The organism is Saccharolobus solfataricus, from assembly GCF_900079115.1.
In the GTDB taxonomy this organism is placed as follows: domain Archaea; phylum Thermoproteota; class Thermoprotei_A; order Sulfolobales; family Sulfolobaceae; genus Saccharolobus; species Saccharolobus solfataricus.
In genome coordinates this window covers 1,322,137-1,334,633 of record NZ_LT549890.1, presented here as the reverse complement: position 1 = coordinate 1,334,633, position 12,497 = coordinate 1,322,137, and the positions used below count along the sequence as shown (strand labels likewise).

6 protein-coding genes, 3 pseudogenes and 1 CRISPR repeat array (1 of these 10 running past the window's edge) are annotated in these 12,497 nt (G+C 38.8%); of the genes and pseudogenes, 1 reads left to right on the top strand and 8 read right to left on the bottom strand.

All coding sequences use genetic code 11. The features are described 5' to 3' along the window. Positions 1-56: 56 nt before the first annotated feature. From SSOP1_RS07355 to SSOP1_RS07335, 5 genes and pseudogenes are all read right to left on the bottom strand, one after another. A pseudogene (locus tag SSOP1_RS07355) lies at positions 57-929 on the bottom strand (ISH3-like element ISC1225 family transposase); the annotation flags it as partial. A 169-nt stretch (positions 930-1,098) separates the two neighbouring features. Beyond that, positions 1,099-2,058: an IS5-like element ISC1234 family transposase gene (locus SSOP1_RS07350; protein ID WP_063492804.1), complete on the bottom strand. Its 960-nt coding sequence runs from the start codon at positions 2,056-2,058 to the stop codon at positions 1,099-1,101. Positions 2,059-2,137: 79 nt separating this feature from the next. Then, positions 2,138-2,347, bottom strand: a pseudogene (locus SSOP1_RS07345) (DUF4322 domain-containing protein); the annotation flags it as partial. A 486-nt stretch (positions 2,348-2,833) separates the two neighbouring features. Further along, complete coding sequence (locus tag SSOP1_RS07340; RefSeq protein WP_009990072.1) at positions 2,834-3,151, bottom strand: clan AA aspartic protease; 318 nt, start codon at positions 3,149-3,151, stop codon at positions 2,834-2,836. Next, complete coding sequence (locus SSOP1_RS07335; RefSeq protein WP_009990074.1) at positions 3,141-4,106, bottom strand: CRISPR system ring nuclease; 966 nt, start codon at positions 4,104-4,106, stop codon at positions 3,141-3,143. Before SSOP1_RS07335 ends, SSOP1_RS07340 begins: the two co-directional genes overlap by 11 nt. A gap of 400 nt (positions 4,107-4,506) precedes the next feature. Here SSOP1_RS07335 and SSOP1_RS16345 point away from each other — a divergent pair. Continuing rightward, positions 4,507-5,519: pseudogene (locus SSOP1_RS16345) on the top strand (IS630-like element ISC1078 family transposase). Between the two features lie 223 nt (positions 5,520-5,742). Here SSOP1_RS16345 and cas4 read toward each other — a convergent pair. From cas4 to SSOP1_RS07310, 3 genes are all read right to left on the bottom strand, one after another. Further along, positions 5,743-6,300, bottom strand: coding sequence for a CRISPR-associated protein Cas4 (gene cas4 / locus SSOP1_RS07320; RefSeq protein WP_009990075.1), 558 nt, complete (start codon positions 6,298-6,300; stop codon positions 5,743-5,745). Between the two features lie 7 nt (positions 6,301-6,307). Then, positions 6,308-7,162, bottom strand: a complete 855-nt coding sequence (cas4a, locus tag SSOP1_RS07315; protein WP_009990076.1) for a type I-A CRISPR-associated protein Cas4/Csa1 — start codon at positions 7,160-7,162, stop codon at positions 6,308-6,310. 61 nt (positions 7,163-7,223) lie between these two features. After that, positions 7,224-7,406, bottom strand: a complete 183-nt coding sequence (locus SSOP1_RS07310; protein WP_048054217.1) for a hypothetical protein — start codon at positions 7,404-7,406, stop codon at positions 7,224-7,226. Between the two features lie 275 nt (positions 7,407-7,681). After that, positions 7,682-12,497: a CRISPR direct-repeat array (repeat unit 25 nt; unit sequence CTTTCAATTCCTTTTGGGATTAATC) (it continues 540 nt past the right edge of the window).

Below are 12,497 nucleotides of genomic sequence, written 5' to 3'. Positions count from 1 at the left end.
AAGAAAGTGACTTATAAACTAATACACTTCCTCGCCTAGATACGGTAGACCCAAAATCACCTCCATAAAAATAAATCTATAGTATTAATAAGTGTTTCCTCAAGATTAAATATAAAATCCTTTAGATCAGATAAATCGTCTAGAAAGCAGAGGATGAGCAGCAATCTAAACTCCTCTCTTGTCATGACGTTCTTAAACACGGTGTAAAGCGAGTAGAAGATCATGGCCAGCACGAAGATCAACTCGCGGAAGATGAACTTGGTGGAGCTCGTGAAGGGAAGGAAGGCCTTGATGTTCCTGTAAGACGTCTCAATGGGACTCCTAACCTTGTTGTACAACTTCAGCACTTCCCTCTTGGGTAGGTCGAGGTTGGTCGCCCTCGCGAAGTACACCACGGTCTTCTTCCTCTTCTTAACGATTTCCTTACCATACACCAGGAGTCTGAACTTGACCTGCTCTTCCTTCTTATACCTCTTACTGTTTGTCGTGTACTCTCCGTCGAACTCCTCGTAGATCTTCACGTCCCCCACAGGGACTCCTATCACGAACTTGAACTGCGATATGAACTTGAGGACTTCCACGGTGTAGAATCCCGCGTCCAAGGTTACGAGCCCCACCTTGAGGCCCATTCCCACAATTTGCTCCATGAGAAGCTTCACGATCTCATCCTTGCTCATCCCGTTAACTTGGGGAACGAAAGCTAGGAGGAGCACCATATTCTGATACTTCGTGGTCGCGGTAGCGTAGTTCCACGAGTTCCCCTTGGCTGAACTACCCAGTCCCTCCACCGGCTTACCATACCACGTCTTGGTTGTCCAGTCTATGGAGATGTCGACTTCCTTCACTCCCTTGAGTATCTCCATGGAAATCCTCCTCATGGACTCTAATAGCTTCTCGATCACCTCAGTTCCCTGCTCCTCCACGTGAGAGTGTCCGGAATGTAATTATCTGAACGAATAGATAAACAGAATGATAAATATTAATATTGCCAGAAGGATAGGACCTGGATCACCGAGAAAAACTTTATAATGGAAAAATATCAAGACGAGAGGATTTACCTATCGCGCATAGCGTTGTCTGATCGCGAGGAGGTGCGTCTCAGAGCTGAACGGCTCTACGTTCTGGAGGAGTCCTCCGTTGGATCGCGAGGAATATCTTGATGTTGTAGATCACTCCCAGGACGTGAAGGAAGACGTCGTTCCTCCAGGTCGTGGTCCCGTAGGGCCTCCAGAACGCGTTCAGGTAGGTGCCGAAGAACTCCACGTGGGCCCTCAGGGTAGTGAAGGGCTTCTCCCGCGCTATGAGCTGTGTCGGGGAGGGAGAGAATCCCCTGTCCGCGATCTTAATCCCCTTGAGCGGTGACTTGAACCTCTTGTCCGAGAAGTTGGCCGGCTTCACCGTGATGGACCTCACGAAGAGGGAGACGGAGATCACGGCCACTGCCTTGAGCCCGTAGTGCGAGACCCCTCTCTTCTTGGTCCACCTTCCCTCGAACCTCCTCTTGGTTCTCCCCAGGGAGAGCAGCTTCCTGGCCCTCTCCAGGTTACCTTCCCTCCTCTCCAGCTCCGCCTTCTCCCGAAAGGTCTCCACGCTCCTCTTCCCAGGAGGTAAGTCCAGTAGGAAGGAGTCCACTAGCCACGCCATGAAGTCCACGAGATGCGCGCTCGCAGGGAGGTAACTGGGTAGGCACTTCTCCTCAAGCTTGAAGGAAATCTCCAACAACTTCTTCCTCACCCCGTACAACCTGCCCACGAAGTCGTGCAGCGTGCTCTTCCCCACCTTCCTCCCCACGAACCAGGCCACGACCACGTTCACGTTGACCATTTTCACCGCGTCCCTATAGGAGCAGGAATAGAGCACCATGACGATTAACAACTTCAGGTAAACCAGCGCGCCCTCGCCAAGGACCCTCTCCAAATCCATGGCGTCCAGCACGGGCTTGATCTCCGTTAACCATTTTTCCCTCCACGGCATATCCTCTATTGGGGGAAGAGGGTAGTACATCAAGTTTGGTATGTGTCTTAATGTTCTTGCCATGGTACTACCCTCTACTCCCATAACTTAAGTGTTACTCCAATTTAATCCAAGATAATACTAGAAACCAATTTATTCTTGCCAATAAAAATTCAATTTTTTACATTCCGGACACTCTCACGTAGTTCCTCACGGTCTGTGGTGACACGTTATACCCTTTGGACTTGCTTTCCACGGAGTCGTTCCACAAGCACGCGGAGACCAGAACTCTCGATACCTCCTCAGCCTTTCTTCCCTTGAAGCTCAACATGGAAAGTAATTTATACCCTACTTGTTGTATATTATTTTGGTGGGGAAGACCAGGTGTTATCACCTTGTCTTCACCACGTGATAATACCGGCTTCCTCACCTTAAATCTTTCTTCAATTAGTTGCGTTCTTGTTAAAGCTATAAATTCTATTATTTTTCAGAATCTGATATTACCCAACCAAAATTATTTTTTGTAAAATGATTTTGGGTCTACCGAGATACGTCGGGGTTCATTCAACTTCTTCACATATCTTTTTTAAATGAAATTACTAAAAATGGGCAAGTGTGAAGATAGTGTCGTCATTAGGGTATAAACTTATTAAACAAGGGAAATCTCTACAAATAGTAGTTGCAAAATAACGTTAGTATTTTGGAAAAGTTCTTAGACTATGATCTGGTGGTATATCCTTTGCCTAAAGCTATAAACTTTCTGAAAGCACTAGTTTTGTATGCCTTATATTCTAAATAGAAATATGAATAGCTCAATGACAACACTAAGAAACATCTCTAATCCTCAGCTTTCTAGAAATACTCAAAAAAGATACTGTAGTCAAGGGTCTTCTATCTTATTATCCTTATAGTTTATAACCGCGCTTACTTTCTTTAAAAGTCCCTCTCCGATTATATTCTTTTCTATAACTGGAGAATTCAAAACTTCAGCTGTAATTTCTCTACCTAAGAATTTAGTCCTAACTAACTTTACGAAAGTAGAGTAACACTCCATAGAAGCTGTGCAAATTCTGGTCCCATCAGAGGAATTATATGGTATCTTATCGAAAATCTCCTTAGTTACAATGATTTCTCCATCAAACCCAGTGTCTACTTTAGCCCTAACTTTTATACCCTCAGTTTCTAACTCAAAGTCCAAGGAAATACACCCTATCCGGCACTTCAACCCTTACATTCTTCCCTTCTTTCCTCTTACTCTCCATATAATTATAAGCCTCTACTTCGTTATCAAACGTCCTTTCACCTTCTCCTTCAACAATAACTCTATAATACTTATTTTGGGCTCCGATAGGTAGATAAATACCTAACAACTTCCTCACCCAATCTTTTAATCTATAAGCATCCTCTCCTTTCCTCTCAACAAGCATTTTAGCTTCAAGTAACCTTACCGGAATTCCCAGTTCTTCAGCTCTCTTCTCAGATAGCGTATAACCGGAGATAGCGAATCTGATTAACCAATCTAAATATTTCGGCCTAATAGTTATAGGAGGGGAAGGGAGTATTACCACATCATTAAATTCTTGATACTTATAGTAGATTAAATCTGCACCAGCTAAAAGACCAGCCAAAGTTAGAAATATGGATTCCGGCTTTAGTCCCGGCGTAGCGTTGATATAAACCTCGTTATCTTGCTCTTTAAACTTCAATATTCTATAAATTACTTTATCGAATAAATCCACAATTCCCTCATAGAAATTTTCCTCAGACGATATGGTCTTTACAGTAACTAGTTCAGATCTGATTCCCTCTTCAATTAGATAATCCCTTATAACCTCTCCTGCCAATTGCGAATTTGATGTATTGGTAGAGTAAAGGAAAACATAGATTTCACTCTTATTGTGCTTTAGCTTTTCGAAAGTGGAAAACAACGAATCTAGTTCAGCTGAAGCTCTTCTACCTTTACTTCTGATGAATTTCAATAACATTTTCCTAAGTGAGTCGAAATTTTCCTTTATCCTATTCTGTCTATCATCGTCAAACTTAAGCCTATCCCAGTCCTTTAGCCCAAGCCTTTCAATCTCCTTCCTCACGTTATCATCATCTAGGGAATTCTTTAATAATGAAGTTCCTACAGAGCATACGTGTACTTCCATAACAAAAGGAATAAATATAAGGATTTTTAAAGATTTCGCTTTAAAGTGCCGGTATTGATAGTAAATTCATTTATTTGAAACTCATTTAAAATTATCTTAAACTCTTCTTCCTTTAGACACTTTAACTATACAATAAAAATTTTTAATTCAGATTAAAATTGTAATATATACATCTTATTCATGAAGAAACTACATGATGAATTGAAACTAAACTTATACTTTACATGATTTTTATACTGAATTAACAAAGTTGTTGTCAACTCTCAAATGGGATTACTGAAATTTAATTAATTTTACAAATTTGGATCCTTGTTTCTTCCTCTACTTGTTTCACTACATCTTATACTTCGTCAGACTTTAAAGAGCAAGATTTATATTTCATGAGTAATACTAAATTGTTATGCCGAAATCCAGAATGCACGGTATAAGGCTCAACAAGAAACAAGAGGAAGAGAGGAGGATTAACGCTGTAAAAGATGTGAGGAACGGGATGAGTATAAAGGACGTTGCCAAGAAGTATGACGTCTCCATCTTTACCGTGTACAAGTGGTTGAGGAAAGGTGACCTGAGCGCTAAGCCGAGGAAGGGACCCACGAAACTGAAGGACGAGGAAAAGCTCGTCCGAATCTTAGAAAAGAGCCCAAGAGATTTCGGCTTGAACTACGATTTCTGGACCTTGAAGCTCATAGCGTATATACTTGACAAGGAATTTGGGATAAAGTACAACCCGAGGAGTTTAAGCCCAGTCCTCAAGAAGTTAGGCTTCAAGTACAAGAAAGGAAAGAGAACTTACGTTAGAGACGATAACGCTGTAGAAAGGTGGGTGAAGGAACAAGGGGAGAAGCTTTTTAAAAAATAAGAGAAGGGTACAAGGTACACATCTTCGATGAGTCGTACGTGTCCTACATAAACAAGGGTAAAGGCTGGATGAAGGTCGGAGGAGGGATAAAGGTCAACCCTAAGAGGAAGAGGTTTGCAGTAGTAGGCGGGATAACGATTAGTAAAGAGGGAATAACTTTCTCCTATTCGACATACAAGAAGCCCTCGCTGAACTCAAAAGATATTATACTCTACTTGAGGAAGGTAATAAAGGACGAGAAGACCGTGATAGTGATGGATAATGCTAGAATACACGGTAATGAAGTGAGGGAATTCCTTGAGGAAAATGGGGTGGAGTTTGTTTATCTGCCGCCTTACTCTCCGGATAAGAGTCCGGCGGAGGGGCCGTGGGCAGTCCTCAAGAAAAGGCTCTACTCGAAGATTTACACGGACTTCGAGACCTTAATGTGGGATGCAACGAGGTTCCTACGCTCCATATCCAAGAGAGTAAATGACCTTACGTATAGTGTGAAGAGGTGCGGTGAACCTTGGACGTCAATACTGAGTGAAGTTTTCTTGCCCTTTAAAGTCTGACGAAGTATAACTTATACCTATTAACGCTCATCCCCTTTTCGTATAAGCTACCTAAGTGGTTGAATGCTTATCACAATACTTGAAAAGGTTAGCATAATAAAGAGAAGAAGGCTTTTGCATATTATTCAAAAACCAGTTTTACCCAATAATATTCCTTTCCTATCAACAATCTGCTTAGTATGTATATATCTTCAAATGCTAATACGTTTTAGTATGCTTTTTCTCAATCAACATAAGCTAAATTTCCCTTTATTTTAGGTTTACAATAGACGAAAAATCCACAATTATAGCACTTCCTCGCGTCTTGAACAACCCTCACCTTACCGTTTATGGCTTCCCTTATCTTACTCAAAACCTTCTCCACATACCTCTTCTCAGCGTAATTGTACTCTAACCTAACCATTTCCTTAAGGCTAACGTAATACAGTAACCCCTCCTTCACGTTAATCCCATTCATGTCCATTAAGTAAAGGTAATACTTCATTTGCAACTTGTGATCATACCTCTTCCTCCCACTCTTAACGTCAAGTGGAACCCAGTGATTTGGGTAAATCAAAACGTAGTCCGGTGAACCGATCAAGTCCCCATACCTAAAGATCGGTTTTCCCACAACATTCAACGGTTTTAACGTAGCGTAAAGGAAGTTCATAACCTTATCTTTCTCGACTTGTTCCCCCTCAATCATGGCCTCGCTCACTCTCTCAGTGAACCCCATGCTCTCTATCCTAACTATTTGAGGACAATAGGCGAAGTGCTTTATCGTAATCCCACTTATTGTCATTAATACATTAAGGGTGACAAACCTTATAAAACATGCAATCACTCTCACAATCCTTAGCTATCCCAGGATCCACACCCTTATCCATTATGTCTTGAGCCTTATCCCTCATGTCCAAGAACTCACTCCTCAAGGAATCTGAAATGGGAATCAGCTTGCAGTTATTCTTAACCTCCTTTTCAGTCACAGTAACATAACACAAGTAACCAAAATCAATGGGTATCTCGTACTGGCTCTCAATTGCCAAAGCGTATCCTGCAAGGGACAACTCGTGAGTGTATCTGTATTTCCCAGTCTTCATTTCCGCTATTAGGGGAAGGTGAGGGATAAAGGCGTCGACCCTTAAATTGGTCAAGCCCAGAAGGGAACCATCAACTGGAAACTCAACGTAAAACGGCACAACTTGGGAGACCAAGGAATCCCTAGTTAAGTTAGTGAACTTACTCCTAACCCTATCCAGTTCAGCTGAATAAATGTTCGTAATGTGATCCCATAAGACCTTTGCGTAAATCCCCTCTTCCTCCCTTAAGTCCTTAAGTAGGGAGTAAAACTCATCTCCCATTAGCGTTCTCAGAGTACTCCCATCAATGCTTTCCCTTGAATAAATAAAACGTTTGATTGCTTCAATGCCAATAGCGTAAATCGTGTGGATAAGTGAACCTTGAAGTATTTGCCTACCTATTTCTCCCCTAAAGCCCTTTACCTTAAGGTAAACGTTCCTCAGAGTACTACAGTAAACCATTTCGGAAATTGATACCTGTGAAAGGGACCTAGTGTAAACTGGTGGTTCGCTCCAATTCCATCCCCTCAGCTCCTCATCCACGTTCTTAGGTAACTTCTTTATCCTCTTTGAAAGCAACAGCATATCTGAATGAGTAAAGAACACATTATATAGATAGACAATGCAAACTAATAACTCTTTTATCTCAAGTAACTCTCATCGTAACGTAGCCAAAAAGGAAACATATTGTTTCCATATCCTCACTTCCCTCAAAATTCCTTCCTACAGTTGCGAACTCAGGTCTGTTAGAGGCGAGGCATGTAATGCCTTCTTTTAATTTGCTGGAATTCTCATTATAAGATTTATCATAACTTGATATGCACATCATCAAACAATGGTAAGCCATTAGTTTAAAGAAGTGTAAAATATACTTAGTTCTTAGGGAACGGGTTAGTTGCGGATTCTTGACGTGAAACATTTGAGCACTTGCAAATATAGTCTTTTTCGTAATAATTGCAAAGAAATAAAAAGGGCTATTAAATGGGGAATGTTGGAAATAAGTGGGTTAAGGGATTTAACTGGTATTCTTTGTATAGACAAAAGCTATTTCTCTTCGCACTTACTAAGAAATTGACTATAGCATGAATTTACTGAATACCATATCTTTCAATTCCTTTTGGGATTAATCAGCGCTGTCAATGACTTGTACCGTTACTGCAGTATTACTTTCAATTCCTTTTGGGATTAATCAAGTGAGATTACACAGTGCTTAAAGGAGATGATAGAGGACTTTCAATTCCTTTTGGGATTAATCAAATTATGTCGTATGCAAAAGTTGTAACAATAAAGATAGACTTTCAATTCCTTTTGGGATTAATCAGGAGCGGGTCAGAAGCTTTGACAAAACTAAGAGAGATCTTTCAATTCCTTTTGGGATTAATCCTTCATTTATCTTTTCATATGTAGCGTATAACTGACCTTTCAATTCCTTTTGGGATTAATCTAGAGTGATGTTAAGACCAGAAGAACTCGAAAACATAAACTTTCAATTCCTTTTGGGATTAATCAATATTCGGTGGAAAAGTAATGTTCCATGTAATCACGCTTTCAATTCCTTTTGGGATTAATCTAGCATACACTAGGGCGGTTCCTATTATGAGAATAATACCTTTCAATTCCTTTTGGGATTAATCGTAAATTCGGATATACGGGTCAGTTTCAAGTTTACGACTTTCAATTCCTTTTGGGATTAATCGAGGAGGCGCTGGAGGTATGTTCTTTATGCACGTAAATACTTTCAATTCCTTTTGGGATTAATCGCCTACTCCAAAAGGAATGCAAAAAGTAAGAGTAGTCTTTCAATTCCTTTTGGGATTAATCAAACAACGCCGACTACCTAATAGCGATAAGCACCATTTTCTTTCAATTCCTTTTGGGATTAATCACATCCTTGTTTGTAATCTTTGCCTTGCCGTATCTAACACTTTCAATTCCTTTTGGGATTAATCAAAATTGCAATATCTCTATCACTTGATTGATAATCTCTTTCAATTCCTTTTGGGATTAATCAAGAGTTGCGGGCACTTTATGACAGATTCATTGTTAGACTTTCAATTCCTTTTGGGATTAATCTTGAAACAATTTTCTCTTAGTTCGTCAGCAATAGAGAGTTCCTTTCAATTCCTTTTGGGATTAATCACTATTGATGAAGTTGCGGAGATATTAGGCTTAAGTAAGCTTTCAATTCCTTTTGGGATTAATCTAAAGCCACGATTTTAGTTCCACCCTGACCCCATATAGCTTTCAATTCCTTTTGGGATTAATCATATATGTTATATTTAGTAGTAGTTTGCTATTGCACTTGCTTTCAATTCCTTTTGGGATTAATCTTGGATTATTTTTGTTTTAAATAGAGCAAAACAACTTAACTTTCAATTCCTTTTGGGATTAATCCAGTGTGTACAATTAATATCGTTAGTTTAAATCTGCTGAGCTTTCAATTCCTTTTGGGATTAATCCATCGTTTTCAAGGTCCTCAGGGCTTACCATGTTCGTTCCTTTCAATTCCTTTTGGGATTAATCCTACTGGATTGAGGTTATCGTGGGAAAGGCAATTGAGAACTTTCAATTCCTTTTGGGATTAATCTAGAATCATTTTTATGCTCAAACTCTTCAATATGGGTCTTTCAATTCCTTTTGGGATTAATCCTATAGATCTTTCCATCAGTGTTCTTAAATAAAAACTTTCAATTCCTTTTGGGATTAATCCAAGGAAGTTCTTCATCAGATTCTTCGACTCATCAATATACTTTCAATTCCTTTTGGGATTAATCAAGATAATTTTGTTTTAACCCTTACGAATAAGAGATACTTTCAATTCCTTTTGGGATTAATCCTGCGTTTTTCATATGGGTGTACAAATATTCAAAATATTCTTTCAATTCCTTTTGGGATTAATCAGTATAGTGCTTCAATTAAATGCAGTGCCGAATAATGGCTTTCAATTCCTTTTGGGATTAATCGCAGACATTAACGTATATATTCCTTTAGGCCAAACTGCATCTTTCAATTCCTTTTGGGATTAATCAAATGTATTACTTGCAAGAAATGGTGCATTCCAGTGGGGCTTTCAATTCCTTTTGGGATTAATCAATGAACAACAAGGGTATAGAAAAAATTGAGGATAATGAACTTTCAATTCCTTTTGGGATTAATCGCAGACATTAAAAGGAATATCAAATCAAGGCTTGGATGGCTTTCAATTCCTTTTGGGATTAATCCGACAGATATGCCGACCTTACCTCAGCCAATAATATATGCCTTTCAATTCCTTTTGGGATTAATCCCGGGGCCCTTGCCCCCCACCCTTCTTTTTTTCTGGTGGGCTTTCAATTCCTTTTGGGATTAATCAATGCCAACAACCATATCTGGCACTTTTATCGTAATATAACTTTCAATTCCTTTTGGGATTAATCAAAAGACGTACAAATATACATCGCACCGAACGGACACATCTTTCAATTCCTTTTGGGATTAATCGGGTGCGTGCCCCACAGGTCGCGGGTCTACCCCTTGCCTTTCAATTCCTTTTGGGATTAATCTTATGTCGTTATCTTCTTCGTTTTTGCTGCGTTGTTTCTTTCAATTCCTTTTGGGATTAATCAAAATTTGAAACAATATCGCATCTTGAATAATTATCTTTCAATTCCTTTTGGGATTAATCCATAGCCATAATTATAATTCTAGCATTTTTGAGCAGTTTTACTTTCAATTCCTTTTGGGATTAATCATGTAGTATTCGGAATTAGAGAACTGAGAAATCAGAGATCTTTCAATTCCTTTTGGGATTAATCCGCCAGAGCAGAGAGGGAGGATAGTAGAATATAGAGCTTTCAATTCCTTTTGGGATTAATCAGAAATGCGTAAAGAGGAAGAAACAGAGGTGGAATGCATCTTTCAATTCCTTTTGGGATTAATCAAAGTATTGACATTCAAATATTACTTCAAGCGTTGGATATCTTTCAATTCCTTTTGGGATTAATCAGATGCGGAGGTATGAAAGCTGTCTGATGCAATTCTATCTTTCAATTCCTTTTGGGATTAATCGATCAGCAGTAAGGGTATCTGTCGACGTGAATATCGTAAACTTTCAATTCCTTTTGGGATTAATCAATGAATGTTATTCCAATGACGTATAACAACTTTAAGTTCTTTCAATTCCTTTTGGGATTAATCGGTTTAACTACGGAATTAACTAAGCCCATAACGATTCACTTTCAATTCCTTTTGGGATTAATCGGGCGGAAAGCCTCACGGGCGGGGATGGATAGCCCCCTTACCTTTCAATTCCTTTTGGGATTAATCAAACAAATCCTACAAGAAATCTAAATCCCGTCCTATGGGCGCTTTCAATTCCTTTTGGGATTAATCACTATTTATGAGAACAAAATTATTTGTGCTACTGACAGACTTTCAATTCCTTTTGGGATTAATCAGTGCAACTAAACGCAATACCTCAAGATGGAAAAGTACTTTCAATTCCTTTTGGGATTAATCCAGCTACCTCTACGACAACATGCTTAATGTCTGGATAACTTTCAATTCCTTTTGGGATTAATCATATGATATTTTAAAGAAGAAATATAACTGTGATAACGCTTTCAATTCCTTTTGGGATTAATCCATTATCAATATCTTAGCAAATGGTTTCGCATTCAAACTACAACTTTCAATTCCTTTTGGGATTAATCAACGAAGAAGATAACGACATAACTAAAAACGTTACTTTCAATTCCTTTTGGGATTAATCGAATTCTCCACCCCTGACTTATTTGCTTTTTGATTTACTCTTTCAATTCCTTTTGGGATTAATCCGTTGTTAAGAACGACGTTGTTAGAAGTTGGGTATGGTCTTTCAATTCCTTTTGGGATTAATCTGAAGAGTCCATAGGTGATATAAAGCGACGGAAAAAGATGCTTTCAATTCCTTTTGGGATTAATCCAGAAGTGAAGCCATAAGGAGAGCAATAGAAAATCTAGTTAACTTTCAATTCCTTTTGGGATTAATCTCAATTGATTATTCAATAATTGAAAATGCAATAATTGATCTTTCAATTCCTTTTGGGATTAATCGGCAAATATTATGAATATAGAGCACTTGATCTATTAACTTTCAATTCCTTTTGGGATTAATCAAACAGCTGTTCATACGCATATAACTGCCCAGTAAGGTTCTTTCAATTCCTTTTGGGATTAATCACCTCTGATGTCGATTGTTTGGTTTCCTCCAACACTCTTTCAATTCCTTTTGGGATTAATCATAGCAGTATCTAAGCAAGGCAGGATAGTAGTGTACTTTCAATTCCTTTTGGGATTAATCCTTATATGAAAATGGAAAAGTCTGGATTCAAGACCTATTCTTTCAATTCCTTTTGGGATTAATCTAGAAAAATGGTGTACCTCTGGCGGGTGAGCAGAATCTTTCAATTCCTTTTGGGATTAATCGCTATTTTTAACTTGGACATATAGCATCAATATATTACTTTCAATTCCTTTTGGGATTAATCTTATATTGTTTGCAAGAGTTTGATAATTATTCTCTTCTTCCTTTCAATTCCTTTTGGGATTAATCTAAAATTGTAAAAATGAATCCTGATGATATATTGAACTTTCAATTCCTTTTGGGATTAATCTGGTAATGCAGTTTGTGCATTTCGCCATGTTCTATAACCTTTCAATTCCTTTTGGGATTAATCAATAAGTTAAAACAGAATGCGGTGTTTATTGGAAAAGGCCTTTCAATTCCTTTTGGGATTAATCGAACCTCTAACTCATAAGCACCGCCTCTTGGTAGATGAACTTTCAATTCCTTTTGGGATTAATCATGTCCTTCAATAACTATTGAAGTTGCTGCGAAATGAACTTTCAATTCCTTTTGGGATTAATCCGACAAACAATCACAAAATAATAATGATCAACA

Excerpts from the sequence above, each read along its gene's own strand:
- SSOP1_RS07310 (WP_048054217.1), bottom strand. The coding sequence starts at position 7,406 with ATGATGTGCATATCAAGTTATGATAAATCTTATAATGAGAATTCCAGC.
- cas4a (WP_009990076.1), bottom strand. The coding sequence starts at position 7,162 with ATGCTGTTGCTTTCAAAGAGGATAAAGAAGTTACCTAAGAACGTGGAT.
- SSOP1_RS07350 (WP_063492804.1), bottom strand. The coding sequence starts at position 2,058 with ATGGGAGTAGAGGGTAGTACCATGGCAAGAACATTAAGACACATACCA.
- SSOP1_RS07335 (WP_009990074.1), bottom strand. The coding sequence starts at position 4,106 with ATGGAAGTACACGTATGCTCTGTAGGAACTTCATTATTAAAGAATTCC.
- cas4 (WP_009990075.1), bottom strand. The coding sequence starts at position 6,300 with ATGACAATAAGTGGGATTACGATAAAGCACTTCGCCTATTGTCCTCAA.